Raw genomic sequence first — 26258 nt, 5'->3', positions numbered from 1 at the left:
GCCCATAGCGGTCACTCGGTGGCAACTATAGCTGTCAACGTGGCCTTCATGACCGATTCGAAGATCCGTCAGGAGGGGGCGCGCGCACCCGCCGCCTCCTCAGCACTCGTCTCCGGCCCGGGCGCGGGCGCGGCGCTCCTGGTGGTGCTCCTGGGCTCCTTCCTGGACCTCCTCGACGCGACGATCGTCACCGTCGCGGCCCCGGCGATGGCCCGGGACCTGGGGGCCGACGACGCCCAGATCCAGTGGATGATCGCCGCCTACGTCCTGGCCCTGGGCGCGGGCCTGGTCACCGGCGGGCGACTCGGTGACCGGTACGGCCGCAAGCGCCTGTTCATGATCGGGCTGGGCGGGTTCACGCTCACCTCCGCGCTCTGCGCGCTGGCCGCCGGTCCGGGAACGCTCATCGGCATGCGCGCCGCGCAGGGGCTGGCCGCGGGCGTCATGGTCCCGCAGGTGTTCGGGATCATCCGGGCGTCGTTCGCTCCCGGCGAGCGCGCCAAGGCGTTCGGCGCCTACGGGGCCGTCCAGGGTCTCGCCTCGGTCGCCGGGCCGCTGTTGGGCGGGCTGCTCGTCGAAGCCGACCTGTTCGGACTGGGGTGGCGCACGATCTTCTGGATCAACGTGCCCGTCTCGGTCCTGGCGCTCGTCACCGGCGCGAAGGTCCTGCCGGAGTCCCGCTCCGCCTCGACCGCGCGCCTGGACCTCCTGGGCGCGCTGCTCGCGGCCTCGGGCATCCTGCTCCTGCTGTTGCCGATCATCCAGACCGGTGCCTGGGGATGGACCGCGGCCAGTCACGCCCTCCTGGCCGCCGGAATCGTCGTGCTGGTGCTCTTCCTCGTCCACGAGCGCCGCCTGACCGGACGCGGGGGCGAACCCGTCCTCGATCCGGCTCTGCTCCGCGTCCGTGCCTTCGTGACCGGCCTGAGCGCGTCCGTGCTCTTCTTCGGCGGCCTGGGGCCGTTCTTCCTCACGCTGTCGGTCTACCTCCAGGTCGGCACCGGTCGCACCGCGTGGGAGACCGGCCTGGTGATCCTCCCCTACGCGTTCGGCTCGATCATCACCTCGGGGCTCGGAGTCGTTCTCGCCGCCGAGGCCGGGAGGGCCCTGCTGATCGCCGGCTCGCTCACCGTCGCCGCGTCCCAGGTCGTCCTGTGGGCGGTCGTCAGGGGCGGCGACGATCCCGGCTACTGGCAGCTCGCCCCCGCCCTTCTCATCGGCGGCCTCGGGCTCGGTCTTGCCGCCCCCGTCCTCGTCAACGTCGTCCTCGCCGGTGTCCCCGCCCGCAACGCGGGCGCCGCGGGCGGGGTGCTCTCCACCGTCAACCAGATCGGCGGCGCCCTCGGCATCGCCGTTCTCGGCACGGTCTTCTTCACCGCCGTCAGCGGATCGGCGACCGGCACACCGGGACGGGCCGACCACGGTCACGCGCTCGGCATCGTCCTCGCCGTCTCCGCGGTGCTCTACGTCGTGACGGCACTCGTGATGCTCGCTCTCCCCAGGACCGCGGCCGGGGACGCCGACCGGTGAGTCCGTGCCGGGCTCCCTGCGCCGGCGCCTTGCCGGTGCAGGGACGTCACTAGCAGCGGGGGGCGACGTACCCGTCGCTGCCGGTGCGGATGTACGCGTCGGAGACGTACTGGCCGCTGCCGATGTTGTCCCAGATGTTCGAGGTGCCGTACGGGCCCGACACCCAGGTGCCCGGCGTCTGGCAGTTGATCCGGACACTGGCGCCCTCGGGCAGGACCCGTACGACGGAGTAGCCGGTGCCGGGGCCGCTGCGGACGTTCAGCCGGTGGCCCGGCGCCACCGGGTAGGAGGCCGCGGACGCGGCCACCGTGGTGACGGCCCGCGCGGCCGCCTTCTCGTCCTCGCCCGCGATGTCCCGGGTCTGGTCGACAGACATGAGAAAACCTCCCCCGTTGCGCCCCACGACTGTCGTGGGGCCACGTTGATTCCCCTGGAACAAGACATGAAACACCAGTTCGCGACTCGCACGCGGAGGCGGGCGGGCCGCCTCGGTCCCCCACGCGCCATCGACTAGGCTCCGAGCGTCGCGCGCGCGGACGAACAGCACGGGGGTGGTTCCATGGCGTCGCAGCGGAACGCCGGAGCGGGCGCGGAAGCGGAACTTCCGGAGTACTCCGGTCACTACCGTCTGGAGACCTGCCTGGGTTCGGGTGGCATGGGCGTCGTGCATCTGGCCCGGAGCACCTCCGGGATGCGGGTCGCGGTGAAGGTCGTGCACGCCCGGTACGCCGTGGACCCCGAGTTCAGAGGGCGTTTCCGGCAGGAGGTGGCCGCGGCGCGGCGGGTGAGCGGGGCGTTCACGGCGCCGGTCGTCGACGCCGACCCGGAGAGCGGGCGGCCCTGGATGGCCACCTTGTACATCCCCGGCCCGACGCTCTCCGAGCAGGTGAAGCGGAACGGGCCCATGGACCCGGACCAGTCGCGTCGGCTGATGGCCGGGCTCGCGGAGGCACTGCGCGACATCCACCGGGTCGGGGTCGTGCACCGGGACCTGAAGCCGAGCAACGTGCTGCTCGCCGAGGACGGGCCGAAGGTCATCGACTTCGGCATCTCCCGGCCGAAGGACAGCGAACTGCGGACCGAGACGGGGAAGCTGATCGGCACGCCGCCGTTCATGGCGCCCGAGCAGTTCCGGCGGCCCCGGGAAGTGGGCCCCGCGGCCGACGTGTTCGCACTCGGGTCACTCATGGTGCACGCGACGACGGGACGCGGTCCGTTCGACTCCGACAGCCCGTACCTCGTCGCCTACCAGGTCGTGCACGACGAACCCGACCTGACCGGCGTACCGGAGTCGCTCGCGCCGCTGGTGCTGCGGTGTCTCGCCAAGGAGCCCGACGCCCGGCCCACGCCGGACGAGCTGATGCGGGAGCTGCGGTCGGTGGCGGCGGCGTACGACACGCAGGTGTTCGCACCGGCGCCGCGGACGCCCGAGACGCAGGAGGCGCAGGAGGCGCAGGAGGCGCGGGAGGCGCGGGAGACACCGGAGGAGACCGCGCCGGAGTCCCCGCAGGACGGTCCCCGGGAGCGGCCCGCTCGGCGTCTCGGCGGGCGGGCCGCTCTGGTGGCCGGGGCGCTCTGCCTCGCCGTGCTCGGCGGGCTGACGGCGGTCCAGGTGTCCGGCGGCACGGAACCGGCGCGGAGGACCGCCGCCGCGCAGAGCGCGCCGGGCGGCTTCGGCGCGTGGGAGGCGGCCTCGGAGCACGGCGGCATGCCCCAGTGCTCGTACGGGGCGCGGCGGTTGCTGTGCGCGCTGCCCGGCCTGGTCTCCGCCCTCGACCCGGCCGACGGCCGCACCCTGTGGCGGCACGAGGTCGCGGGGACGACGCGGAGCGGACCGCCGGTCGTGTCGGGCGGCCTCGTCCAGCCCTCCCCCGACCTGATCGGCGCCCTGGAGGCGCTTGATCCGGCCACGGGCGAGCCGGTGTGGCAGGAGGACCCGCCCGAGTACGACGGGATGCGGACGGTCGGCGACATGCTCCTGCTGACCCGCTCCGACGGGACGGTCACGGGTGTGGACAGCGCCTCCGGCGAGACCATGTGGTCCCGCCGGATCCCGGGGCAGGCCGTGCCGTACTTCTCCGCGTTCGCCGGGGAGGCCGGGAAACCGTCGGCGTACGCGACGAGTCCGTCCGCGGACGGCAGCGGGACCCGCGTCACCGCGGTGGACCCGGCGACGGGCGACGTGCGGTGGGACGCGGAGCTGGAGGGGTCCCTGACGCCCGTGGGGGCGGCGGACGGGGCCGTGTACCTCGTCGCCGGCGGCGACGTGTACGGGGACGCGAAGGCCGTGCTCCGCTACGCGCCCGGCACCGGGGACACCCGCCGGGTGACGCTGCCCGTGCCGGTCGCGCAGGCGGAGGCCGGCGTCCACGGGGACACCGTGTACCTCATGGGCGCGGGCGGTTCGCTGGTGGCCGTCGACGTGGCGGCGGGGAAGCAGCGGTGGCGGCTGGAGACGGGCGTGAGCCGGGGCTCGGTGCCCGTCTCCGACGGGCGGCACGTGTACGTCACCGCTCCCGACGGGCGGCTGCTGGGCGTCGACGCCCGCGAGGGGAAGCTCCTCGGGCAGACCCGGCCGCGGCTCGGCGCCGCATCCGACCGGGTGCCCGCCTCGCTGCCCACGCCGGTGCTCGCGGGCGGTCACGTCTACGCCGGTGCGCCCGACGGGACCGTGTTCGGCGTGGCGGGGGGCGACCCGGCGGACTGGTGACCCCGCCGGGCGTCAGCCCAGCTTGCTCACGTCCCGCACCGCGCCCTTGTCCGCGCTCGTCGCCATCGCCGCGTACGCCTTCAGGGCCGCGGAGACCCTGCGCTCGCGGTTCTTCGGGGCGTAGCGGCCGTCGAGGGCCTGCTCACGGCGGGCGAGCTCGGCGTCGTCGACCAGCAGCTCGATCGAGCGGTTCGGGATGTCGATGCGGATGCGGTCGCCGTCCTCGACCAGGGCGATGGTGCCGCCGGAGGCCGCCTCGGGGGAGGCGTGGCCGATGGACAGGCCGGAGGTGCCGCCGGAGAAGCGGCCGTCGGTGACCAGGGCACAGGCCTTGCCCAGGCCGCGGCTCTTCAGGTACGACGTCGGGTAGAGCATCTCCTGCATGCCGGGGCCGCCCTTGGGGCCCTCGTAGCGGATGACGACGACGTCGCCCTCCTTGACCTGCTTGGTGAGGATCTTCTCGACGGCCTCGTCCTGCGACTCGCAGACGACCGCCGGGCCCTCGAAGGTCCAGATGGACTCGTCGACGCCGGCCGTCTTCACGACGCAGCCGTCGACCGCGAGGTTGCCGCGCAGGACCGCCAGGCCGCCGTCCTTGGAGTAGGCGTGCTCGGCGGAGCGGATGCAGCCGCCCTCGGCGTCCTCGTCGAGGGTGTCCCAGCGCTCGGACTGGGAGAAGGCCTCGGCCGAGCGCACGCACCCCGGGGCCGCGTGCCACAGCTCCACCGCCTCCGCCGACGGGGAGCCGCCGCGGATGTCCCAGGTCTTCAGCCAGTCGGCCAGGGACGGGCTGTGGACGGCGTGGACGTCCTCGTTGAGCAGGCCGGCCCGGTGCAGCTCGCCGAGGAGGGCGGGGATGCCGCCGGCGCGGTGCACGTCCTCCATGTAGTACGTGCGGTCCTTGGCGACGTTGGGGGCGACCTTCGCGAGGCACGGCACGCGGCGCGAGAGGGCGTCGATCTCGGTGAGGCCGAAGGGGACCTCCGCCTCCTGGGCGGCGGCCAGCAGGTGCAGGATCGTGTTGGTCGAGCCGCCCATGGCGATGTCCAGGGCCATCGCGTTCTCGAAGGCCCGGAAGGTGGCGATGGAGCGGGGCAGGACCGAGTCGTCGTCCTGCTCGTAGTAGCGGCGGGTGAGGTCCATCACCGTGCGGGCGGCGTTCTCGTAGAGCGCCTTGCGGGCGGTGTGGGTGGCGAGCACCGAGCCGTTGCCGGGGAGGGAGAGTCCCATGGCCTCGGTCAGGCAGTTCATCGAGTTGGCGGTGAACATGCCGGAGCAGGAGCCGCAGGTCGGACAGGCGTTCTCCTCGATGCGGAGGACGTCCGCGTCGGAGACCTTGTCGTTGGCGGCCTCGACCATGGCGTCGACCAGGTCCAGCGTGCGCACCGTGCCGTCGACCAGGGTGGCCCGGCCGGACTCCATCGGACCGCCGGAGACGAAGACCGTGGGGATGTTCAGGCGCAGGGCCGCGTTGAGCATGCCCGGGGTGATCTTGTCGCAGTTGGAGATGCAGATCAGGGCGTCGGCGCGGTGGGCCTCGACCATGTACTCCACGCTGTCCGCGATCAGGTCGCGGGAGGGCAGCGAGTAGAGCATGCCGCCGTGGCCCATCGCGATGCCGTCGTCGACGGCGATCGTGTTGAACTCGCGCGGGATGCCGCCGGCCTCCTTGACGGCCTCGCTGACGATCCGGCCGACCGGTGCGAGGTGGGTGTGGCCGGGGACGAACTCCGTGAAGCTGTTGGCGACGGCGATGACCGGCTTGCGGCCGATGTCCGCACCCGGTACACCGGAAGCGCGCATCAGGGCGCGGGCGCCCGCCATGTTGCGGCCGTGGGTGACTGTGCGGGACCTCAGCTCGGGCATCGTCGCTCGCTCCTTCAGACCTTCGGGGAGTGTCGGCCAGAGAGTTCTGACTGCACCGAGCGTACGCCGGTCATCCAGAGGGCGGGACGAGGTGTCCGGAATGCGGGACGCATGTCTCGGTCCGCGGAGGTGTCAGGGGCGGGTGAGGTGCCCCTGCACCACCGGTGCCACCCGTCTGACGATCTCCTCCGGATCCGCCGACGCCAGCGGCTCCACCTTGATCACGTACCGGATCATCGCGATCCCGACCAGTTGCGCGGCGGCGAGCTCCGCGCGCAGCTCCGCGTCCGGCAGGTCGAGCTGTCCCGCGATGCGGCGCAGCAGCTGCGAGGCGATCAGCCGGCGGAAGACGCCGGCCGCGGTCTCGTTGTTCACGGCGGAGCGGACGATCGCGAGCAGCGGGGCCCGGGTGACCGGGTTCTCCCAGAGACCGAGGATCATCCGGGTCATCCGCTCGCCCACCTCGTCGAGCGGGCCGTCGAGCACCGTGTCCCGGGCCTTGAGGGCGGGTGCGAAGGCGACCTCGACGGCCGCCTCGAACACCTGCTCCTTGGTGCCGAAGTAGTGGTGCACCAGCGCGGAGTCGACCCCGGCCGACTTGGCGATGCCCCGTACGGACGTCTTCTCGTACCCGCGCTCGGAGAACTCCTCGCGGGCCGCGGCGAGGATGCGGTCGCGGGTGCCGGCCGACTCCGTGCGCGGGGGGCGGCCGCGGCGCCGGGGGGTGCCGTTCGGCCGCGCGGACGCGTCCGGGCCGTCGCTCGCGGCGACGCCGGTCATCGCCGCGGCGCCCGGGCCGCGGAGGAGGCGGAGGCCAGGTGCAGGCGGGTGAACGCCAGCGCCTCGGCCAGGTCGGCCTCGCGCTCCGCGCTCGACATGGCGCGGCGGGTGTTGACCTCGATGACGACGTGGCCGTCGAAGCCGCCGAGCGCGAGGCGCTCCAGCACCTCGGCGCAGGGCTGGTCGCCCCGGCCGGGCACGAGGTGCTCGTCCTTGGCCGAGCCCTTGCCGTCGGCGAGGTGGACGTGGCCGAGGCGGTCGCCCATGCGGTCGATCATCTGCAGGGTGTCGGTGCGGGCGGTCGAGGCGTGGCTGAGGTCGATCGTGAAGTGGCGGTAGTCCTCCTTGGTGACGTCCCAGTCGGGGGCGTACGCCAGCATCTCGCGGTCCCGGTAGCGCCAGGGGTACATGTTCTCGACGGCGAACCGCACGTCCGTCTCGTTCGCCATCCGCCAGATCCCGTCCACGAAGTCGCGGGCGTACTGCCGCTGCCAGCGGAAGGGCGGGTGGACGACGACGGTGCCGGCGCCGAGCTTCTCGGCCGCGGCCCGGGCCCGCTGGAGCTTGGTCCAGGGGTCGGTGGACCACACGCGCTGCGTGATGAGCAGGCAGGGGGCGTGCACGGCCAGGATGGGGATGCGGTGGTAGTCGCTGAGCCGGCGCAGCGCCTCGACGTCCTGGCTGACCGGGTCGGTCCACACCATGACCTCGACGCCGTCGTACCCGAGGCGTGCGGCGATCTCGAAGGCCGTCGCCGTCGACTCCGGATAGACGGAGGCCGTCGACAGAGCGACCTTCGCATCCGGGATGCGCACCGCTGGTTCTGCCACGAGGGACAGGGTACGGGGTGCGTTCGGCGGACGGGCGGCGGGCGGGCGCCGGGCGACCGGCTTCGGCCAGGGCTCCCCGTCGCCGCCGGAGCCGCGTGTCCGCAGGGCAGACCGCGGGACGGGGCCCGCCCGTCCGTCCTCCGGGCGGTCCGTCCGCCCGGGGGCCGTGTGATCGAGCTAACCGTCCCCCGCCTTCGGCGCCGCGGCGTACGGCCGCCCCGGCCCCATGTGGTCCAGGCGGCGCAGGATGACGCCCTCGCGGAGCGCCCACGGGCAGATCTCCAGGCGTTCCACGCCGAACAGGTCCATCGCGCCCTCCGCGACCAGGGCCCCGGCGAGCAGCTGGCCCGCGCGGCCCTCGGAGACGCCGGGCAGTTCGGCGCGCTCCGCGGCGGTCATGGCGGCGAGCCGGGGCACCCAGCCCTCCAGGGACTCCCGCTTCAGCTCGCGCTGGACGTACGGGCCCTCGGCGGAGCCGGGCGCACCGGCGATCCGGGCGAGCTGCTTGAAGGTCTTGGAGGTGGCCACCACGTGGTCGGGCGCCCCGAGGCGGCTGAACTCGCCGACCGTGCGGGCGATCTCGGTGCGGACGTGGCGGCGCAGCGCGCGGAGGTCCTCCGCCTCCGGCGGGTCGCCGGGCAGCCAGCCGGCGGTGAGGCGGCCGGCGCCCAGCGGCAGCGACACGGCGGCGTCGGGCTCCTCGTCCATGCCGTAGGCGATCTCCAGGGAGCCGCCGCCGATGTCGAGGACGAGCAGCTTCCCGGCCGACCAGCCGAACCAGCGGCGGGCGGCGAGGAAGGTGAGCCGGGCCTCCTCCTCGCCGCTGAGGACCTGCAGCTCGACCCCGGTCTCCTCGCGCACGCGGCTGAGGACGTCGTCGGCGTTGTCCGCGTCGCGCACCGCGGAGGTCGCGAACGGCAGCAGTTCCTCGACCCCTTTGTCCTCGGCGGCCCGGAGCGCCTCGTGGAGGACCGAGACCAGTCGGTCGATCCCGTCCGGGCCGATGGCCCCGCTGCCGTCCAGGAGCTGGGCGAGGCGCAGTTCGGCCTTGTGCGAGTGCGCGGGCAGCGGGCACGCGCCGGGGTGCGCGTCGACCACCAGCAGGTGCACCGTGTTCGAACCCACGTCGAGGACACCGAGTCTCATGTACGGAACGCTACTGCCCGCAGCGCGGTGTGCTGCCGCCTTCGGCGCAACCTCCGCGACGCACGGGCCGGTCCCGGGCGGAGACGCGGGCGACTTACCCTGGACGGGTGCCAAAGACGAAAAAGGCGAAGGACGCGAAGACGGACGAGAAGGCCAAGAAGGTCGAACCGGACGCAGGTTCTTCGCGGGTGACCGCACCGAAGACGCCGGGGAAGCCGCCGGCGGACGACGAGAAGGGCCTCGACTTCGCCCGTGCGTGGGTGGAGTTTCCTGATCCGGCGGACGACGAGCAGGTCTTCCGCTGCGATCTGACATGGCTGACCTCTCGCTGGAACTGCATCTTCGGCAGTGGCTGCCAGGGCATCCAGGCGGGCCGCGCGGACGACGGGTGCTGCACCCTGGGTGCCCACTTCTCGGACGAGGACGACGAGAAGCGGGTCGCCGGACATGTGGCGAGGCTCACACCGGACATCTGGCAGCACCACGAGGAGGGCACGAGGAACGGCTGGGTCTCCGAGGACGAGGACGGCGACCGCCAGACCCGGCCCTTCCAGGGCTCGTGCATCTTCCAGAACCGGCCGGGTTTCGCGGGCGGCATGGGCTGCTCGCTGCACATCCTCGCCCTCAGGGAGGGCCGCGAGCCGCTGGAGACCAAGCCGGACGTGTGCTGGCAGCTGCCGATCCGGCGGACCTACGACTGGATCGACCGGCCCGACGACACGCGCGTGCTGCAGGTGTCGATCGGCGAGTACGACCGCCGCGGCTGGGGTCCGGGCGGCCACGACCTGCACTGGTGGTGCACCTCGGCGACCTCGGCGCACGGCGCCGGGGAACCGGTGTACGTCTCCTACCGGGCGGAGCTGACCGAGCTGATGGGCAAGGCCGGCTACGACCGTCTGGTCGAGCTGTGCGAGGAGCGGCTGGCCGCGCAACTGCCCCTGCTGGCCCCGCATCCGGCGGACCCCGCCTGACCCCTCCGCGGCCTACGACGGGGCCGGGTCGCCGCCGTCCGCGGGCGCAGACGGCGGGCCCGCCGGGTCGGCCGGGGCGGTCCCGCCGGGCGTGGGTTCCGGGCCGGGCGCGGGCGGAGGATCGCTCGGCGTGGGCTCCGGGGGCGCCGGCGTGGTGGGCGCCGGGTCCGGGCCGGGCGACGACGGGGGAGGGCCGCTCGGGGTGCCGGGGGGCTCGGTGCCCGGGCCTCCGGGGTGCCCGGGGTGCGGGCCGCCGCCGGGACCGGGGGCGGTGCCGTAGCCGCCGATGGTGACGACCGCGCCGGCGGGTGAGACCGCCACGGTCGCCTTCCAGTGCCCCGACGGCTCGCGGAGCTGGTCGACGTACACCTTGATCGTCGAGGACTCGCCGGGGGCGAGCGTTCCCGACGACCGGCTCAGGTAGAGCCAGGACGCTCCCGTGGACGCGGACCAGCGGACCGGCTCGGAGCCCGTCGCGGTGAGGGTGATCAGCGTGGTGTCGCCGGTGTGACCGGCCGTGACGCCCAGCGCGGCGGCACCCTCGCGCCCGTCGCGGGCGACGCCGACGACCTCCACGGACACGTCCGCCCTGCCGTCCTTGTCGAACCGGGGGCCGGGCCGGGTGCTGGCGTTGCCGGCGTTCTCGTAGCCGCCCGCCCCTTCGCCGTCGAGGTCGACGGGACCGCCGTCCTCCCGTGCGGAGGCCGAGCGGCCGTCCTGGGCCTCCCCGACGGGGGTGCCCCGGTAGGCGGCCCACAGGGCGAGCACGGGCGCGGCGACCACGGTGGCGACGACCGTCGTCGTGACGGCACGCGCGCGCAGGCGGTCCCTGCGGGCGACGCGGTCCTTGGGGTCCACCGGGAAGCCGCGCCGGTCGAAGCGGGGCGCGGCGGCACGCCCGCGCGGGTGGTGGGCCATGGCGGCGTGCAGGGCCGCACCCGGCACCGGCAGGACGGGCAGCGCGTCCGGCGTGACGCTGGTGCCGGGCCAGCGGCCGGGGACGGCCCGCTCGGCGGTGCGGCGGCAGCGCGGGCAGTCGTCGACGTGCCGGACGAGCTCCCGGCGCAGGGCGGTGCCGAGCACGAGCTGGTGGTCGCCGGTGAGATGCGCCACGCCGGGGCAGGCCCCGGTCTCGACGACGGCGAGCGCCGCGCGGGTGCGTTCGACCTCGCAGGCCGCGGAGGCGAGCAGTTCGCGGGCGGCGGCCGGCTGCATGCCGAGCACGGCGGCGAGCTCGGGGGCGGCGAGATGGTGGCGTACGGCGAGTTCCAGCGCCTCGCGCTGCTCCGGGGTGGTGCCGGCGGCCTCCGGCCAGGCCAGCAGTGCCAGTTCGCGCCGGCGCTGCTCCCGGACCTCCTCGGAGACGGCCGGGGCGGTGGCGGTCCGGGCCTTCCGCCGCCGGTCGGCGCGGCCCGCGGCGTGGGTGGCCTGACGTTTCTGCTTGGCCTCCGCCAGCTTGCGCAGACAGGCCCAGCGGGCCAGCGCGTACAGCCAGGCCCGGCACTCCTCGGGCGCGTCCGGGACGTGCCGGCCGCGGCGCTCCGCGAGCACGAGGACGTCGGCCAGGGCGGCGACCGCCTCGTCGTGGTCGCACAGCACGGACAGGCAGTAGGTGAACAGACCGTCCAGGTACGGTTCGTGGCGCGCGGGCGGCCGCTGCGCCAGCGTGCGCGCGGCCCCACGGTCACGCACCTCCCGGTGCGCCCGGTGCGCGCCGGTCATACGGGTCGGGGTCTCCGGGCCACTGCTCGTCATCCGGCGACCGTAGGCGGCTCGGAGCGGCCTCTCCCGGAGCCCTGCGCACTTTTAATCCGTACGGGTGAAACGATCCCTCAAACGAGGACAGGAACCTTTCGCTGACCGAACCGGGCGCGGAACCGCCCGGCCCGGCCCCACGAACGGCACCGCCCGGGACCACCGCCCCGTCCCCCGCCGACAGCCCTTCCCTCCGGGCACGGGTCCGTCTCCGGACGCCGCCTCCCCTCTCCCGGCACCGGCCCCTCCCCCGACGCCGGCCGCCCGGCAGCCGGACCCCTGCCCGGAGCGACCGCACGGGCACCGGCCGGCGGCGGTGGCACGGGGCGCCCGCCGGTGCGGTGGCCGGTGTCGCCCGGAGACGGCCCGTCCTCCCCCGACACGTCTCCGTCGCCGGGTGCCGCCGTTCCCGCCCGCCCGGTGCCCGTGGCCCGGACCCGAGGGGTCGCACGGGCGCCGGGCGGGCGGCGGGGCGCGGTCCGTGCGGGGCGCGGTGGGACGCGGGTGGCGACCGGGGGTGCGGGGTGCCCGGGGCGCGTTGTCAGTTCCGGCCGTTACCTTTTTCGCATGGCTGCCCGTACCAAGACCTCCAAGGACCGCCCGTCCTACCGCTGCACCGAGTGCGGCTGGCAGACGGCCAAGTGGCTCGGCCGCTGCCCCGAGTGCCAGGCCTGGGGGACGATCGAGGAGTACGGCGCGCCCGCGGTCCGTACGACGGCCCCGGGGCGGGTCACCACCTCCGCCCTGCCCATCGGCCAGGTCGACGGCCGCCAGGCCACCGCCCGCTCCACCGGGGTGCCCGAGCTGGACCGGGTGCTCGGCGGCGGACTGGTCCCCGGGGCCGTGGTGCTCGTCGCGGGCGAGCCCGGCGTCGGCAAGTCCACCCTGCTGCTCGACGTGGCGGCCAAGTCGGCGAGCGACGAGCACCGCACGCTCTACGTCACCGGCGAGGAGTCGGCGAGCCAGGTCCGGCTGCGCGCCGACCGCATCCACGCCATCGACGACCACCTGTACCTCGCCGCCGAGACGGACCTGTCCGCCGTCCTCGGCCACCTGGACGCGGTCAAGCCGTCCCTGCTGATCCTGGACTCGGTGCAGACGGTGGCGTCCCCGGAGATCGACGGCGCCCCGGGCGGCATGGCCCAGGTCCGCGAGGTGGCCGGCGCGCTGATCCGGGCCTCCAAGGAGCGCGGCATGTCCACGCTCCTCGTGGGGCACGTCACGAAGGACGGCGCGATCGCCGGTCCGCGCCTGCTGGAGCACCTGGTGGACGTCGTCCTGCACTTCGAGGGCGACCGGCACGCGCGCCTGCGCCTGGTGCGCGGCGTCAAGAACCGCTACGGCACCACCGACGAGGTCGGCTGCTTCGAACTGCACGACGAGGGCATCACGGGCCTCGCGGACCCGAGCGGACTCTTCCTGACCCGCCGCGACGAGCCGGTCCCGGGCACCTGCCTGACCGTCACCCTGGAGGGCCGCCGCCCCCTGGTCGCCGAAGTGCAGGCGCTCACGGTCGACTCGCAGATCCCCTCCCCCCGGCGCACCACGTCCGGCCTGGAGACCTCGCGCGTGTCGATGATGCTGGCGGTGCTGGAACAGCGCGGCCGCATCAGCGCCCTGGGCAAACGGGACATCTACTCCGCGACGGTCGGCGGGGTGAAGCTCTCGGAGCCCGCCGCGGACCTGGCCGTCGCGCTCGCCCTGGCCTCGGCGGCGAGCGACACACCGTTGCCGAAGAACCTGGTCGCGATCGGCGAGGTCGGCCTGGCCGGCGAGGTGAGACGGGTCACGGGCGTCCAGCGCAGGCTCGCCGAAGCGCACCGCCTGGGCTTCACACACGCCCTGGTACCGGGTGACCCGGGCAAGACCCCGCCGGGGATGAAGGTCCTGGAAGTCGCGGACATAGGGGACGCGCTGCGCGTCCTTCCGCGCTCCCGTCGCCGAGAGGCCCCACGGGAGGAGGAGGACCGCCGGTAGACTTTGCCCAGGTCTCGCCCGTCCGTACGAACCGAGTGCGGTGAGGGTCTCTCGTTCGGATCAGGTCGGGAGCCCTGAACGGGGGCGCCCCAGAACCTGCGACCGGAGGAGTGCAGTGGCAGCCAACGACCGGGCAGCGGCTCCCGGAAAGTCCGGTGGGAGTGCCGGCTCCGATGGCCTGATGCGCGCCTCGCTGAGCGCCGTGGCACCCGGCACCACCCTGCGTGACGGCCTGGAGCGCGTGCTCCGCGGCAACACCGGCGGTCTGATCGTGCTCGGTTCCGACAAGACCGTCGAGTCGCTGTGCAGCGGCGGCTTCGTGCTGGACGTCGAGTTCACCGCGACCCGGCTGCGCGAGCTGTGCAAGCTGGACGGCGGCATCGTGCTGTCGTCCGACCTGTCCAAGATCCTGCGGGCGGGCGTCCAGCTCGTGCCGGACCCGACGATCCCGACCGAGGAGACCGGCACCCGGCACCGCACCGCCGACCGGGTCTCCAAGCAGGTCGGCTTCCCGGTCGTCTCGGTCTCCCAGTCGATGCGCCTGATCGCGCTCTACGTCGACGGCCACCGCCGGGTCCTGGAGGACTCGGCGGCGATCCTGTCCCGCGCCAACCAGGCCCTCGCCACGCTGGAGCGCTACAAGCTCCGCCTCGACGAGGTCGCGGGCACGCTGTCGGCGCTGGAGATCGAGGACCTGGTGACCGTCCGGGACGTCTCGGCGGTCGCGCAGCGGCTGGAGATGGTGCGCCGCATCGCCACCGAGATCGCCGAGTACGTGGTCGAACTGGGCACCGACGGCCGTCTCCTCGCCCTCCAGCTCGACGAGTTGATCGCGGGCGTGGAGCCGGAGCGCGAGCTCGTCGTCCGGGACTACGTCCCCGAGCCCACCGCCAAGCGCTCCCGCACGGTCGACGAGGCCCTGCACGAGCTGGACGCGCTCACCCACGCGGAACTCCTGGAACTGCCGACCGTGGCCCGCGCCCTGGGCTACACCGGCTCCCCCGAGACCCTGGACTCGGCGGTGTCACCGCGCGGCTTCCGGCTGCTGGCCAAGGTGCCGCGGCTGCCCGGCGCGATCATCGACCGCCTGGTGGAGCACTTCGGCGGACTGCAGAAGCTGCTCGCCGCCAGCGTGGACGACCTCCAGACGGTGGACGGCGTCGGCGAGGCCCGGGCGCGCAGCGTCCGCGAGGGCCTGTCGAGGCTGGCGGAGAGCTCGATCCTCGAGCGGTACGTCTGAGCCCCTCCCGCGCGTCAGTGGGTGCCGGCGCCCGGCACCCGCTCAGTCCTTCTCCAGCACGAACGACGTCTGCAGCTTCGCGAACCCCGGCGCCTTGGCCTCCACCAGGTACGTCCCCGCGCCGGCCGACCCCGCCGGCGGCGTCGCGCACTGCGGGGCGCTCGGCTTGCGGTCCCACTTCACGGTGTACGTGATGCTCTCGCCGGCCGGTACCCGGAACACCAGGCTCCGTGCGCCCTCGGGGCAGTCGTCCGACGCCCAGTACGGGTCGTCGCCGCTCGCCTGAGTGACCGTCAACACCGTGTTGTCCGGCCCGAGATCGACCTTGCAGTCACCGTCGGACACGTTCCGCGCGGTCAGCAGGAACGTGGGCGTCAGACCGGGGTCGTAGGCGTTGCGGGCACTGCGCAGGCTCAACTTGACCGCGCTCGCCGTGCAGTTGGGAAGTCCGGACCCGGATCCGGCCGGCAGCGCGTCACCCGCGCCGACCCCGGACGACGTACCGCCCTCGGAGCCGCCGCCCGCACCGCCGCCCGCACCGCCGCCCGAGCCGCCGGCGCCACCGGAGTCCGCGGGGTCGCCGCCCGCCCCGTCGTCCCCGCTCCCGGACGACGAGCCGCCTGACCCGCCGGACCCGCCGGAACCCGGCTCGTCGCGCCCGCCCGGGGCCTGACTGATCGCCGGTCCGGAACCCGACGGTCCCGGAGTGATGGACGGCGCGGGATTCTTGCCGTTGGCCCCGTTCCCGCCGCCGTCGCCGCCCCCGCCGCCCGCGGTGACCACCCAGGTGACCAGCAGCGCCAACAGGGCCAGTACGGCCAGCAGTACGACCCTCCTTCGCCAGTAGATGGAGGAGGGAAGCGGCCCGACCGGATTGCGCAGAGATCCCACGGCGCAAACTGTACGAGAGATCGGTGCGTTCGCTTGTCCCACCCGCCGCCAAGACTCACAACTTTTCCGGATCATCATCCCGGTAACCGCCCTGCCGCCCCTGTCTTTCGTCAGGTACGGCACCCGACGATCGCGGGGTGTGACCGTCCCGCCCCCTCGCCTACGGTCCGTGACCATGGACTTCGTGGACAGCGGGCTCTACCGCGACATCACCGACTTCGCGCACGACACCCCGTCATGGGTGCGGCACACGGCCGAGATCGGAACGGAGGCCGGACTCCTGGTCTTCGTCGCGCTGTTCGTCCTCGGCTGGTGGCGGGCCCGGCGCGCCGACCACCGCGCGTTCGCGATCGCGGTCCTTGCACCTCTGGCCACGGCTGGGGCGTACGTGTGCAGCGAGGTGCTGAAGTCCGTTGTCACCCAGGAGCGTCCGTGCCGGGCGGTCGCCGGCGCCGTCCCGTCCCTGGCCGAGTGCCCGCCGCACGGCGACTGGTCGTTCCCCAGCAACCACGCCACGATCGCGGGCGCCTCGGCCCTCGCCCTGGTCCTGGTCCGGCGGGCGCTCGTCTGGCTGACCGCGCCGCTGGCCCTGCTCATGGCCTTCTCCCGGGTGTTCGTCGGCGTGCACTACCCGCACGACGTGGTCGTGGGGCTGCTCCTCGGCGCGGTCGTCGCCTTCGCGGCCGTACGGCTGGCCACGCGCCCGGCGGTCCGGCTCACCACGTCGATGCGCGTCTCGCCGGTGCCCGCCGTGCGTTGGCTCACCGGGCCGGGTCCGCGGCCGGCCGCCCACCGCGCGGCGCCGTACGCGACGCACCGGCGACGCTGAGCGGGCTCACGTCGCGACCAGCCCCGCCTCGTGGGCGACGATCGCCGCCTGTACGCGGTTGCGCACACCGAGCCGGTCGAGGACCGCGCTGACGTACGCCTTCACCGTGCCCTCGACGAGGTGCAGTCGGGCGGCTATCTCCGGGTTGGACAGTCCGGCCCCGACCAGGCCGAGCACCTCGCGCTCGCGCGGACTGAGCACCGCCACGCGCGCGCGGGCCCGGGCCTCCCGGGCGAGCCGGCCGGTGCCGTCGGCGCCGCCGAGGCCCTCGATGACGTACCGGGCCACCTTGGGCGACAGGAAGGCCGCGCCGTCCGCCACCGCCCGTACGCCGGCGATGAGTTCGTAGGGGTCACCGGACTTGAGCAGGAAGCCGGTGGCGCCGCCGCCCAGTGCGCGGGCCACGTAGGCGCGTTCGGAGAAGGTGGTGAGCATCGCGACGGCCGTGCCGGGGACGGTGCGGACGATCTCCTCGGCCGCCGCGAGCCCGTCCAGGCGGGGCATGCGGATGTCGAGCAGGGCCACGTCGGGGCGGTGCGCCCGGGCCAGCTCGACGGCCTCGCGCCCGTCGGCCGCCTCGGCGACGACCTCCGTCTCGCCGCTGCTCCCCAGGATGGCGCGCACCCCGGCGCGCACCATCGCCTCGTCGTCGGCCAGCAGGACCCTGATCATCGTGCGAACTCCTCGTGTTCCTCGCGTCCTTCCCGCCCTCCGCCGGACAGGCCGACGCGCGGGATCACGTCCTTGGCGACCAGGCGCCCCTCGTCGTCGAAGCAGAGCCGGAAGTGGTCGACGGAGACGAAGAGTTCGCCGCTCGCGCGGTAGTAGCGGCAGTCGGCGCCCTCGGGCGGCGCGGGCGCGCGCTCCGCGGGCGGGTCCCTGACGTCCCGGTCCGGCAGCACCCGTGCCACCTCGCCGGCCGGTGTGCCCAGGCGCAGTCCCGCGTACGCGGCGGGCTCCAGGACCGAGTGCGTCTCGGTGTACGCGTACCAGCCGAAGGCCGAACCGACCAGGACGGCGCCCGCGCAGGCGGCGGCACCGAGGCCGGCGGCGACGCGGCGGCGGGCACGGGTGAAGGGGGCGGAGGGCGGGTGCGGGGGCGCGGCCGCCGCGGACGCCCGCGCCGGGACGCGGGCCCGGACCCGGTAGCCGTCGGCGTGCGGGCCCGCCTCGAAGGTGCCGCCGACCGCGGTGACGGCGGCGCGCAGCCCGGACAGGCCCGAGCCGTTCCCCGGGGACGGGGAACTCCCGCGGGTGGCCCGCCCGTTGGTGATGCTGACGGTCGCTCCTCGGACGTCGTCCCCCGTCAGCGCCACGGTGACGGGCGCGCCCGGTGCGTGCCGTGCCGCGTTGGTCAGCGCCTCCCTGGTCACCCGGTGCAGCAGCCGCTCGGCGACCCCGCCGGGCCGTACGGCCGCGTTCCGCCCGCCGGGTTCCCAGCGCACCGGCAGCCCGGACTCGGCCGCGCGGGCGACGAGTTGCTCGACGTTCTCGCCGGCCGGGGACAGCGGCACGGGTTCGTCGTCCTCCCGCAGGACGCCGATGATGCGGTGCAGCCGGTCGGTGGCGTCTGCGGCCGCCGCGCGCAGGTCCGCCGCGGCGGCCCGGTGGTGGCCGGCGAGGTCGGGGGCGACCTGGAGGGCGCCCGCGCGCAGGGCGATCAGGCTCAGCTCGTGGCCCAGGGAGTCGTGCATGTCCTGGGCGATCCGGGCCCGCTCCCGCAGCCGGGCGCGCTCCTCGGTGAGGCGCTGCTCCTCCTCCAGGCGCGCCGCCCGCAGCCAGCCCGCCTCGGCCAGCTGGCGGCTCTGCCGCCAGTAGCGCCCGCCGAGCCAGGGGAAGACACAGCCGAACAGGAGGGTGCCGGTCAGGACCAGCCACTCGGGGACCGGGTCGGTCCCGGCGAGCGCGATCCGCACGGTGCCGACGCACCCGACGGCGGTGAAGCACAGCGCCGCGGGTGCGGTGCGGCCCGCGCGCAGCCCGAGCAGCAGCGCGAACACGCCGAGCGCCGGACCGTGGGAGACGCTGAACAGGGCGGGTGCGAAGGCCAGGCCCAGGGCGGCCGTCAGGCCGAAGGCGACCAGGGGCCGGCGCCGGGACGCGGCGGTGGCGACGGCGAGCAGGGCCGGTCCGGCCAGCTGCTGCCAGAGCGGCCGCGGCCCGTTCAGCCCGAGCCGGTCCGCGGCGAGCGCCGGGCCGGCGAGGGCCGCCCAGAGCAGGCAGCCCCGGCCGAGCGCGGCGAGGCGAGCACGTTCCATGCCGTCGACGCTACAAGCGGCCGTCGGGTCGCCACTGCTGCCGATCGTCAGGTGCCCGTCACCCTCCGGTGGCCCGGACCATTCCCCCTCCCTCCACCGTGGCGGTCCCCCCGCGGGCGGGGCCGGGCGTGGCAGGATCGACAGGTCATGACTGTTCCCACGAAGCCCCCGTACGGCAACGCCGCCGATTCCGCGTCCGAGCGTGCTCCCGGTGAGCCGCTGCACTCCCCCGTCATCGACTGGTTCGACGAGCACGCCCGGGACCTGCCGTGGCGGCGCCCCGAGGCCGGTGCGTGGGGGGTGATGGTCAGCGAGTTCATGCTCCAGCAGACCCCGGTGAACCGGGTCCTGCCCGTCTACGAGCAGTGGCTGGCCCGCTGGCCGCGCCCCGCCGACCTCGCCGCGGAGGCGCCCGGCGAGGCCGTCCGCGCCTGGGGCCGGCTCGGTTACCCGCGCCGCGCCCTGCGGCTGCACGGCGCCGCCGTCGCCATAACGGAACGGCACGGCGGTGACGTGCCGACCGACCACGCCCAGCTGCTGGCGCTGCCCGGCATCGGCGAGTACACGGCGGCGGCCGTGGCGTCGTTCGCGTACGGGCAGCGGCACGCGGTGCTGGACACCAACGTCCGCCGGGTGTTCGCCCGCGCGGTCACCGGGGTGCAGTACCCGCCGAACGCCACCACCGCCGCCGAGCGCCGGCTGGCCCGCGCGCTGCTGCCCGAGGAGCCGTCGACCGCCGCGCGGTGGGCCGCCGCATCCATGGAGCTCGGGGCGCTGGTGTGCACGGCGAAGAACGAGTCGTGCCACCGCTGTCCGATCGCCGCGCAGTGCGCCTGGCGCCTGGCGGGCAAGCCGGCCCACGACGGCCCGCCGCGCCGGGGCCAGACGTACGCGGGGACGGACCGGCAGGTCCGCGGGCGGCTGCTGGCCGTCCTGCGGGAGACGCACGGACCGGTGCCGCAGGCCGCCCTGGACCGGGTGTGGCACGAGCCGGTGCAGCGGGCCCGGGCCCTGGACGGTCTCGTCGCCGACGGTCTGGTGGAACCGCTGCCGGGTGGTCTGTACCGGCTGCCGCTGAGCTGACCCACAGCCGGCGCACACGGGCACGGGCCTCCGCGCCCCGGCCCGACCGGACGGATCACCCCGCAACCGCCCGAACCACCCCACCGCCTTACCCCGTTCCTACTTCCGTTACACAACCGACGGACAGCCGCAGGTTGCCCGCAGGGTTCTTCGCACAGTGCCGTGACAACGCCTCCGTACCTTCGTTCGCATGCCCGGAGAGGGCACGACGACCACGGATCACAGGCAGTGCAGCCGACCCGCGCGTGCGGGCCGGAACGGGGAGCGGAAGGCGGTTCACCATGGCGCAGGGCGAGGTGCTCGAGTTCGAGGAGTACGTCCGCACCCGGCAGGACGCGCTGCTGCGCAGCGCCCGCCGCCTGGTCCCGGACCCCGTCGACGCGCAGGACCTGCTGCAGACCGCGCTGGCCCGGACGTACGGCCGCTGGGAGACCATCGAGGACAAGCGGCTGGCCGACGCCTACCTGCGCCGTGTCATGATCAACACACGGACCGAGTGGTGGCGCGCCCGCAAGCTGGAGGAGGTGCCGACCGAGCAGCTCCCGGAGGCCTGCGTGGACGACGCCACCGAGCAGCACGCCGACCGCGCCCTGCTGATGGACATACTGAAGGTGCTCGCCCCGAAGCAGCGCAGTGTGGTGGTGCTGCGACACTGGGAGCAGATGTCCACGGAGGAGACGGCCGCCGCCCTCGGCATGTCGGCCGGAACGGTCAAGAGCACGCTGCACCGGGCGCTGGCCCGGCTCCGCGAGGAGCTCCAGTCGCGCGATCTGGACGCACGCGCGCTGGAGCGTGAGGAGCGGGAGCGTTGCGCGGCCTGACCGGCGCGGGGCACACGGAGATCCGGACCACCACCCGGGCGGCGACCGCGGCGACGGCCGTGCTCGCCGCCGCGGGCCTCTTCGCCGCCGGCTGCGGCACGGGCGGCACCGGCGCGCGGGACGAGGGGCCGGCCCACGCGGACCCGGTGGCGAGCGCCGCCGCGCCCGCACCGGTGTCACGGGTGCCGGCCACGGTTCCCGACCAGGTGGACGCGGTCCGGCTGATCAAGGCCGACCCGGCGGTCTCCGCCGAGGTCAAGAGGGAGCTCAAGCCGTGCGTCGCCGACGAGTACGCCGTCGACGTGAGCTACGGCGACCTCACCGGAGGGACCGCCGACGACATCGTCGTCAACGTGCTGACCTGCGGGGACGCGGTGGGCATCGGCTCGTACGTGTACCGCGGCGAGGGCGGTGCGTACACGAACGTGTTCACGGCCGAGGAGCCCCCGGTGTACGCGGAGATCGACCGCGGGGACCTGGTGGTGACCAAGCAGGTGTACGACCGGGGCGACCCGGTGTCGAGCCCGTCCGGCGAGAACGTGATCACGTACCGCTGGACCGCGGGCCGGTTCACCGAGGAGTACCGCACGCACAACGACTACGGTCAGGTGGCCGGCCAGGAGCCGAAGCCGGCGCCCGACGGCTGAGACACGGCTCACGGCGTGAAACCGGCGTGAACCGGCGGGCCGCCCGGACCGATGAACGGGTGAACCCGCCGCACGGCCCCCGCGTCCGTCGTGTGGGCGGGGCAGGAGCGCCCGCACGGACCCGAGACCGAAACGAGAACTGAGAGCACCGGGATGGCAGACCAGACCCACGTCCTGTTCGTCGAGGACGACGACGTCATCCGCGAGGCCACCCAGCTCGCCCTGGAGCGGGACGGCTTCGCGGTCACCGCGATGCCCGACGGACTGTCCGGCCTGGAGGCGTTCCGGGCGAACCGCCCCGACATCGCCCTGCTCGACGTCATGGTCCCCGGTCTCGACGGGGTCAGCCTGTGCCGGCGCATCCGCGACGAGTCGATGGTCCCGGTGATCATGCTGTCGGCGCGCGCCGACTCCATCGACGTCGTGCTGGGCCTGGAGGCGGGCGCCGACGACTACGTGACCAAGCCGTTCGACGGTGCCGTCCTGGTCGCCCGGATCCGCGCGGTGCTGCGCCGCTTCGGCCGGGCGAACGGCGGCCGGGACGCGTCGGCCGCCGCGGACGACGGGGGCGTGCTGGCCTTCGGCGAACTGGAGATCGACACCGGGGGCATGGAGGTGCGCAGGGCGGGGGCGCCGGTGGCGCTGACGCCGACCGAGATGCGGCTGCTGCTGGAGTTCTCCTCGGCGCCGGGCACCGTCCTCTCCCGCGACCGGCTGCTCGAACGCGTGTGGGAGTACGGCTGGGGCGGTGACACCCGGGTCGTCGACGTCCACGTGCAGCGGCTGCGCACGAAGATCGGCCAGGACCGGATCGAGACGGTCCGCGGCTTCGGCTACAAACTGAAGGCCTGAACGAGCGGATGCGGGGGATGCGGGAGGTGCGCGGGGTGCGGGGGATGCGGGGGCACTTCCGGCGCCTGACGGCGGCCTGCACCGACCGGGCGGGCATCGGGGCGGGCCTGCGGTGGAAGCTCAGCGCGGCCATCGCGCTGGTCGGCGCGCTGGTGGCGGTCGCGCTGAGCCTGGTCGTGCACAACGCGGCCCGGGTGTCGATGCTGGACAACGCGCGCGACCTCGCCGACGAGCGGATCATGATCGCCCAGCGCAACTACGAGCTGTCCGGACGGCTGAACTTCCCCAACACCAAGATCGACGATCCGGAGCTGCCCGAGGAGCTCCGGAAGAAGGTCGAGGCGGGCCGACGGGCGACCTACGTGGCCGACCGGCCGGGCGGGGCACCGGACATCTGGGCGGCGGTGCCGCTGAAGAACGGGCACGTGATGTCCCTGCACTCCGGTTTCACCGACCGCAGCTCGGACATCCTCAAGGACCTCGACCAGGCCCTGGTGATCGGCTCGATCGCGGCCGTCCTGGGCGGCAGCGCGCTCGGGGTGCTGATCGGCGGCCATCTGTCGCGCCGGCTGCGCAAGGCGGCCAGCGCGGCCAACCGGGTCGCACGGGGCGAGACGGACGTCCGGGTGCGGGAGGCCATCGGCGGGGTGGTCCGGGACGAGACCGACGACCTGGCCAGCGCGGTGGACGCCATGGCGGACGCGCTGCGCCAGCGGCTGGAGGCCGAACGCCGGGTCACCGCCGACATCGCGCACGAGCTGCGCACCCCGGTGACCGGACTGCTGACCGCCGCCGAACTGCTGCCGCCGGGCCGGCCGACGGAGCTGGTGCTGGACCGGGCCAAGGCCATGCGCACCCTCGTCGAGGACGTCCTGGAGGTGGCCCGGCTGGACGGCGCCTCCGAGCGCGCGGAGCTGCAGGACATCCTGCTGGGCGAGTTCGTCACCCGTCGGGTCACGGCGAAGGATCCGGACGTCACGGTGCACGTGGTGCACGAGTCGGAGGTCACCACCGACCCGCGGCGCCTGGAGCGCGTGCTGTTCAACCTGCTCGCCAACGCCGCCCGGCACGGCAGGCCGCCCATCGAGGTCACCGTCGAGGGCCGGGTGATCCGGGTCCGCGACCACGGGCCCGGCTTCCCCGCGGACCTGCTCGCCGAGGGGCCGAGCCGCTTCCGCACCGGCAGCAAGGACCGGGCCGGCCGCGGACACGGCTTGGGCCTGACCATCGCGGCGGGTCAGGCCCGGGTGCTGGGCGCCCGGCTGACCTTCCGCAACGTACGGCCGGCGGGGGCGCCGGACGACGTACCGGCCGAGGGCGCGGTCGCCGTGCTGTGGCTGCCGGAGCACGCGCCGACGAACACGGGGAGCTATCCGATGCTGCCCCAGTGACGGGTCAGCAGGACCAGTCCTCGTCCATGTCGAGGCCGCCCTCGCGGCGCTGCGTGAAGGAGAACCAGTTGCCGGAGTCGTCGCGGAACAGCGCCTCGACGCCGTACGGGCGCTCCTGCGGCTCCTGGAGGAACTCCACCCCGCGCTCCCTGAGCTTGGCGTAGTCGCCGTGGATGTCGTCGGTGGTCAGCACGCCCGCGCCGAGCGCGCCCTTGGCGACCAGCTTCCTGATCATCCCGGCGGACTCGGGGTCCATGGCCGGACCGCCGGGCACCATCAGGGTCAGCTCGACGTCGGGCTGGTTCGGCGAGCCGACGGTGAGCCAGCGCATGCCGCCCTCGCCCATGGTCATGTCGGTGCGGACCTCCAGGCCCAGCTTCTCGGTGTAGAACTCCTTCGCCCGGTCCTGGTCGAGGACCCAGACGGTGGAGATGGCGAGGCCGTTGATCATGACGTGCTCCTGTTCGCGGCCGTTCCTGCACTGCCCTGTCACCGTAGGCGGCGGCGCCGTCAGCCTGCTTCTCCGGAATTGCGCTGTGCCGACGCCTGGGGTCGCGCCCGGGCCGACGCCTGCGCCCGTGGTTGTGCCGTCCTGCCGGGCGCCGGTCTGAAGCCACCGGCCCAGAGCATGGCGTAGCAGCCCGGGATCAGGGCGGCGCCCCGGCCCACGTGCCGGGCGCGGTACTCGCTGGGGGTGAGGCCGGTCCAGGTCTTGAACCGCGCCGAGAAGGTGCCCGGACTGCTGAAGCCGACCAGGTGGCAGATCTCCGTCACGGAGAGGCCGGCGGTGCGCAACAGGTCCTCGGCGCGCTCGATGCGGCGGTGCGTCAGGTACTGGCCGGGCGTCTCGCCGTACGCCTCCTTGAAGGCACGCAGGAAGTGGTAGCGAGAGTACCCGGCGTGCGCGGCGACCGCGTCCAGGTCGAGGTCCGGGTCCGCCCAGTCCCGGTCCATCGCGTCCTTGGCCAGCCGCAGCTGCCGCGCCTTGTCCATGCGGCCGATGGTGGCACGGGGGTCTGACACCGGGCCCCCGTGCCCTTCGCCGTGCGGGTCAGACCGGCTCGGCCGCCGCCACCTTCACCGCGTCGCCGTCGGCCGGGGCGGCACCGTCCGTCTTCGGCCCCGCTCCCTTCAGCGGCACCTCCTTGACGAACACCGCCGCCGTCAGCGCGACCACCGCCACCGCGGCGCCCAGCAGGAACGCCCCGTGGGTGCCGGAGGACACCGCGTGCTGGTACGCCTCCCGCAGGGCGTCCGGGAGCTCGGCCAGCGTGTCGGCGTCCAGTTGCGCGGACTGCTCGGTCGCCCTGGCGCCCAGCCCGCCGGCCCGCTCGGCCATGACGTCCTGGACGCGGTGGTTGAACAGGGCACCCATGATCGCGACGCCGAAGGAGGCACCGAGGGTGCGGAAGAGCGTGGTGGACGAGGAGGCCACGCCCATGTCCTTCATCTCCACGCTGTTCTGCGCCACCAGCATGGTGATCTGCATCAGGCAGCCCATGCCGAGGCCCACGACGGCCATGTACACGCCGGAGGTGAGCCGCGAGGTGTCCGTGTCCATCAGCGACAGCAGGTAGAGCCCCACGACCATCAGCGCGCTGCCCGCGACCGGGAACACCTTGTAGCGGCCGGTGTCCGTGGTCACCCGGCCCGCGACCATCGACGTGACGAGCATCGCGCCCAGCATGGGCAGGAGCAGCAGTCCGGAGTTGGTCGCGGAGGCCCCCTGCACCGCCTGCTGGTACAGCGGCAGGAAGAGGGTGGCGCCGAACATCACGAAGCCGACGACGAAGCCGATCACGGACATCAGCGCGAAGTTGCGGCTGCGGAAGATGTGCAGCGGCACGACCGGCTCGGCGGCCCTGGTCTGCCAGAACACGAAACCGACCAGCGCGGCGACGCCGATGCCGGTCAGCTCCATGATCCGCACCGAGGTCCAGGCGTACTCCGTGCCGCCCCACGTGGTGACCAGCACGATCGCGGTGATGCCGACCGTGAGCAGGACGGCGCCGAAGTAGTCGATGCGGGCCCGGGCGCGCTTCTTCGGCAGGTGCAGCACGGCGCTGACGGCGACCAGCGCGACCGCGCCGAGCGGCAGGTTGATGTAGAAGGCCCAGCGCCAGCCCCAGTGGTCGGTGATGGTGCCGCCGACCAGCGGGCCGCCGATCATGGCCAGCGCCATGACGCCGGCCATCATGCCCTGGTACCTGCCGCGCTCCCTGGGCGGTATCAGGTCGCCGATGATCGCCATGACGCCGACCATCAGACCGCCGGCGCCCAGGCCCTGCACGGCCCGGAAGCCGATGAGCTGGCCCATGTCCTGGGCCATGCCGCTGAGCGCGGAGCCGATCAGGAAGATCACGATCGACGTCATGAACGAGCCCTTGCGGCCGTACATGTCGCCGATCTTGCCCCACAGCGGGGTGGAGGCGGCGGTGGCGAGGGTGTAGGCGGTCACCACCCACGACAGGTGCTCCAGCCCGCCCAGCTCTCCGACGATCGTCGGCATCGCCGTACCGATGATCATGTTGTCCAGCATCGCGAGCATCATCGCGATCATGAGCGCGAGCAGGACGACGCGCACGCTCCTCGGCCGTTTCCCGGTGCCCGTCTCGACGGCACCGGCCGTCGGCGCGTCCGCCATCGCTCCCACTCCCCCAGTTCCCGCTGCGCTTCGGCAC

At 74.1% G+C, this 26258-nt stretch carries 23 protein-coding genes; 11 read left to right on the top strand and 12 right to left on the bottom strand.

The genetic code is table 11. The features are described 5' to 3' along the window. Positions 1–48 precede the first annotated feature (48 nt). Positions 49–1530 (top strand): MFS transporter, encoded by a 1482-nt coding sequence (locus FHS37_RS11930; RefSeq protein ID WP_184819936.1) that lies wholly within the window; start codon positions 49–51, stop codon positions 1528–1530. Between the two features lie 49 nt (positions 1531–1579). Here FHS37_RS11930 and FHS37_RS11925 read toward each other — a convergent pair whose 3' ends face one another. Continuing rightward, on the bottom strand, positions 1580–1906 hold the full coding sequence (locus tag FHS37_RS11925) for an SH3 domain-containing protein (protein WP_184819934.1): 327 nt from the start codon (positions 1904–1906) through the stop codon (positions 1580–1582). A 183-nt stretch (positions 1907–2089) separates the two neighbouring features. Between FHS37_RS11925 and FHS37_RS11920 the strand changes: the two genes are divergently transcribed. Beyond that, positions 2090–4240 carry a serine/threonine-protein kinase gene (locus tag FHS37_RS11920; protein WP_184819932.1) on the top strand — a complete coding sequence of 717 codons (2151 nt, stop codon included), beginning with the start codon at positions 2090–2092 and terminating at the stop codon, positions 4238–4240. A gap of 12 nt (positions 4241–4252) precedes the next feature. On the opposite strand, the gene ilvD is transcribed toward FHS37_RS11920, so the two are convergent. From ilvD to FHS37_RS11900, 4 genes are all read right to left on the bottom strand, one after another. Then, complete coding sequence (gene ilvD / locus FHS37_RS11915; protein WP_184819930.1) at positions 4253–6106, bottom strand: dihydroxy-acid dehydratase; 1854 nt, start codon at positions 6104–6106, stop codon at positions 4253–4255. A 132-nt stretch (positions 6107–6238) separates the two neighbouring features. Beyond that, positions 6239–6886, bottom strand: a complete 648-nt coding sequence (locus FHS37_RS11910) for a TetR/AcrR family transcriptional regulator (protein WP_184819928.1) — start codon at positions 6884–6886, stop codon at positions 6239–6241. Continuing rightward, positions 6883–7716, bottom strand: a complete 834-nt coding sequence (locus FHS37_RS11905) for a sugar phosphate isomerase/epimerase family protein (RefSeq protein ID WP_184819926.1) — start codon at positions 7714–7716, stop codon at positions 6883–6885. The genes FHS37_RS11910 and FHS37_RS11905 overlap by 4 nt, the downstream gene beginning before the upstream one ends. Before the next feature lie 177 nt (positions 7717–7893). Further along, a complete protein-coding gene (locus FHS37_RS11900; RefSeq protein ID WP_184819924.1) occupies positions 7894–8862 on the bottom strand; it encodes a Ppx/GppA family phosphatase in 969 nt (322 codons plus the stop codon). A gap of 107 nt (positions 8863–8969) precedes the next feature. Between FHS37_RS11900 and FHS37_RS11895 the strand changes: the two genes are divergently transcribed. Further along, positions 8970–9833: a DUF3109 family protein gene (locus FHS37_RS11895; protein ID WP_184819922.1), complete on the top strand. Its 864-nt coding sequence runs from the start codon at positions 8970–8972 to the stop codon at positions 9831–9833. 12 nt (positions 9834–9845) lie between these two features. On the opposite strand, the gene FHS37_RS11890 is transcribed toward FHS37_RS11895, so the two are convergent. Beyond that, the gene (locus FHS37_RS11890) at positions 9846–11588 is read right to left on the bottom strand and encodes a BACON domain-containing protein (protein ID WP_184819920.1); all 1743 of its coding nucleotides are present in this window, start codon (positions 11586–11588) and stop codon (positions 9846–9848) included. Between the two features lie 567 nt (positions 11589–12155). Between FHS37_RS11890 and radA the strand changes: the two genes are divergently transcribed. After that, positions 12156–13565 (top strand): DNA repair protein RadA, encoded by a 1410-nt coding sequence (gene radA, locus FHS37_RS11885; protein WP_184819918.1) that lies wholly within the window; start codon positions 12156–12158, stop codon positions 13563–13565. Positions 13566–13680: 115 nt separating this feature from the next. Beyond that, positions 13681–14805 carry a DNA integrity scanning diadenylate cyclase DisA gene (gene disA, locus FHS37_RS11880; protein WP_184819916.1) on the top strand — a complete coding sequence of 375 codons (1125 nt, stop codon included), beginning with the start codon at positions 13681–13683 and terminating at the stop codon, positions 14803–14805. A 42-nt stretch (positions 14806–14847) separates the two neighbouring features. Here disA and FHS37_RS11875 read toward each other — a convergent pair whose 3' ends face one another. After that, positions 14848–15696, bottom strand: coding sequence for a hypothetical protein (locus tag FHS37_RS11875; protein ID WP_184819914.1), 849 nt, complete (start codon positions 15694–15696; stop codon positions 14848–14850). Between the two features lie 175 nt (positions 15697–15871). Between FHS37_RS11875 and FHS37_RS11870 the strand changes: the two genes are divergently transcribed. Next, a complete protein-coding gene (locus FHS37_RS11870) occupies positions 15872–16525 on the top strand; it encodes a phosphatase PAP2 family protein (RefSeq protein ID WP_184819912.1) in 654 nt (217 codons plus the stop codon). 6 nt (positions 16526–16531) lie between these two features. On the opposite strand, the gene FHS37_RS11865 is transcribed toward FHS37_RS11870, so the two are convergent. Then, positions 16532–17197 (bottom strand): response regulator transcription factor, encoded by a 666-nt coding sequence (locus FHS37_RS11865; protein ID WP_184819910.1) that lies wholly within the window; start codon positions 17195–17197, stop codon positions 16532–16534. After that, positions 17194–18783: a sensor histidine kinase gene (locus FHS37_RS11860; protein WP_184819908.1), complete on the bottom strand. Its 1590-nt coding sequence runs from the start codon at positions 18781–18783 to the stop codon at positions 17194–17196. The genes FHS37_RS11865 and FHS37_RS11860 overlap by 4 nt, the downstream gene beginning before the upstream one ends. A 147-nt stretch (positions 18784–18930) precedes the next feature. On the opposite strand from FHS37_RS11860, the gene FHS37_RS11855 reads away from it, so the two are divergent. From FHS37_RS11855 to cseC, 5 genes are all read left to right on the top strand, one after another. After that, positions 18931–19866, top strand: a complete 936-nt coding sequence (locus FHS37_RS11855; protein WP_184819906.1) for an HhH-GPD family protein — start codon at positions 18931–18933, stop codon at positions 19864–19866. Positions 19867–20147: 281 nt separating this feature from the next. Further along, positions 20148–20687, top strand: a complete 540-nt coding sequence (locus FHS37_RS11850; RefSeq protein WP_184819904.1) for a SigE family RNA polymerase sigma factor — start codon at positions 20148–20150, stop codon at positions 20685–20687. Further along, the gene (locus tag FHS37_RS11845) at positions 20675–21334 is read left to right on the top strand and encodes a hypothetical protein (RefSeq protein ID WP_184819902.1); all 660 of its coding nucleotides are present in this window, start codon (positions 20675–20677) and stop codon (positions 21332–21334) included. The genes FHS37_RS11850 and FHS37_RS11845 overlap by 13 nt, the downstream gene beginning before the upstream one ends. A gap of 153 nt (positions 21335–21487) precedes the next feature. Then, complete coding sequence (gene cseB, locus FHS37_RS11840; RefSeq protein ID WP_184819900.1) at positions 21488–22186, top strand: two-component system response regulator CseB; 699 nt, start codon at positions 21488–21490, stop codon at positions 22184–22186. A gap of 44 nt (positions 22187–22230) precedes the next feature. Beyond that, positions 22231–23577 carry a two-component system sensor histidine kinase CseC gene (gene cseC, locus FHS37_RS11835; protein ID WP_184820064.1) on the top strand — a complete coding sequence of 449 codons (1347 nt, stop codon included), beginning with the start codon at positions 22231–22233 and terminating at the stop codon, positions 23575–23577. Positions 23578–23581: 4 nt separating this feature from the next. Here the strand turns inward: cseC and FHS37_RS11830 are convergent, their stop codons facing one another. From FHS37_RS11830 to FHS37_RS11820, 3 genes are read right to left on the bottom strand one after another with little or no spacing between them, the layout of a single operon-like run. Next, the gene (locus FHS37_RS11830) at positions 23582–24028 is read right to left on the bottom strand and encodes a VOC family protein (protein ID WP_184819898.1); all 447 of its coding nucleotides are present in this window, start codon (positions 24026–24028) and stop codon (positions 23582–23584) included. A gap of 59 nt (positions 24029–24087) precedes the next feature. Then, positions 24088–24570 carry a helix-turn-helix transcriptional regulator gene (locus tag FHS37_RS11825; RefSeq protein ID WP_229890263.1) on the bottom strand — a complete coding sequence of 161 codons (483 nt, stop codon included), beginning with the start codon at positions 24568–24570 and terminating at the stop codon, positions 24088–24090. A 58-nt stretch (positions 24571–24628) separates the two neighbouring features. Further along, a complete protein-coding gene (locus FHS37_RS11820) occupies positions 24629–26221 on the bottom strand; it encodes an MDR family MFS transporter (protein WP_184819896.1) in 1593 nt (530 codons plus the stop codon). Positions 26222–26258 lie beyond the last annotated feature (37 nt).

Source organism: Streptomyces griseomycini (genome assembly GCF_014203535.1).
Lineage (GTDB): Bacteria > Actinomycetota > Actinomycetes > Streptomycetales > Streptomycetaceae > Streptomyces > Streptomyces griseomycini.
Note: the sequence above shows the minus strand (reverse complement) of the source record. Positions and strands in the feature narration are given on the sequence as shown.

What these genes read in the sequence shown, in the direction of transcription:
- FHS37_RS11930 (WP_184819936.1), top strand. Translation starts at nt 49, where the DNA reads ATGACCGATTCGAAGATCCGTCAGGAGGGGGCGCGCGCACCCGCCGCC.
- FHS37_RS11925 (WP_184819934.1), bottom strand. Translation starts at nt 1,906, where the DNA reads ATGTCTGTCGACCAGACCCGGGACATCGCGGGCGAGGACGAGAAGGCG.
- FHS37_RS11920 (WP_184819932.1), top strand. Translation starts at nt 2,090, where the DNA reads ATGGCGTCGCAGCGGAACGCCGGAGCGGGCGCGGAAGCGGAACTTCCG.
- ilvD (WP_184819930.1), bottom strand. Translation starts at nt 6,106, where the DNA reads ATGCCCGAGCTGAGGTCCCGCACAGTCACCCACGGCCGCAACATGGCG.
- FHS37_RS11910 (WP_184819928.1), bottom strand. Translation starts at nt 6,886, where the DNA reads ATGACCGGCGTCGCCGCGAGCGACGGCCCGGACGCGTCCGCGCGGCCG.
- FHS37_RS11900 (WP_184819924.1), bottom strand. Translation starts at nt 8,862, where the DNA reads ATGAGACTCGGTGTCCTCGACGTGGGTTCGAACACGGTGCACCTGCTG.
- FHS37_RS11890 (WP_184819920.1), bottom strand. Translation starts at nt 11,588, where the DNA reads ATGACGAGCAGTGGCCCGGAGACCCCGACCCGTATGACCGGCGCGCAC.
- radA (WP_184819918.1), top strand. Translation starts at nt 12,156, where the DNA reads ATGGCTGCCCGTACCAAGACCTCCAAGGACCGCCCGTCCTACCGCTGC.
- FHS37_RS11870 (WP_184819912.1), top strand. Translation starts at nt 15,872, where the DNA reads ATGGACTTCGTGGACAGCGGGCTCTACCGCGACATCACCGACTTCGCG.
- FHS37_RS11865 (WP_184819910.1), bottom strand. Translation starts at nt 17,197, where the DNA reads ATGATCAGGGTCCTGCTGGCCGACGACGAGGCGATGGTGCGCGCCGGG.
- FHS37_RS11860 (WP_184819908.1), bottom strand. Translation starts at nt 18,783, where the DNA reads ATGGAACGTGCTCGCCTCGCCGCGCTCGGCCGGGGCTGCCTGCTCTGG.
- FHS37_RS11855 (WP_184819906.1), top strand. Translation starts at nt 18,931, where the DNA reads ATGACTGTTCCCACGAAGCCCCCGTACGGCAACGCCGCCGATTCCGCG.
- FHS37_RS11850 (WP_184819904.1), top strand. Translation starts at nt 20,148, where the DNA reads ATGGCGCAGGGCGAGGTGCTCGAGTTCGAGGAGTACGTCCGCACCCGG.
- cseB (WP_184819900.1), top strand. Translation starts at nt 21,488, where the DNA reads ATGGCAGACCAGACCCACGTCCTGTTCGTCGAGGACGACGACGTCATC.
- cseC (WP_184820064.1), top strand. Translation starts at nt 22,231, where the DNA reads ATGCGGGGGCACTTCCGGCGCCTGACGGCGGCCTGCACCGACCGGGCG.
- FHS37_RS11830 (WP_184819898.1), bottom strand. Translation starts at nt 24,028, where the DNA reads ATGATCAACGGCCTCGCCATCTCCACCGTCTGGGTCCTCGACCAGGAC.
- FHS37_RS11825 (WP_229890263.1), bottom strand. Translation starts at nt 24,570, where the DNA reads ATGGACAAGGCGCGGCAGCTGCGGCTGGCCAAGGACGCGATGGACCGG.
- FHS37_RS11820 (WP_184819896.1), bottom strand. Translation starts at nt 26,221, where the DNA reads ATGGCGGACGCGCCGACGGCCGGTGCCGTCGAGACGGGCACCGGGAAA.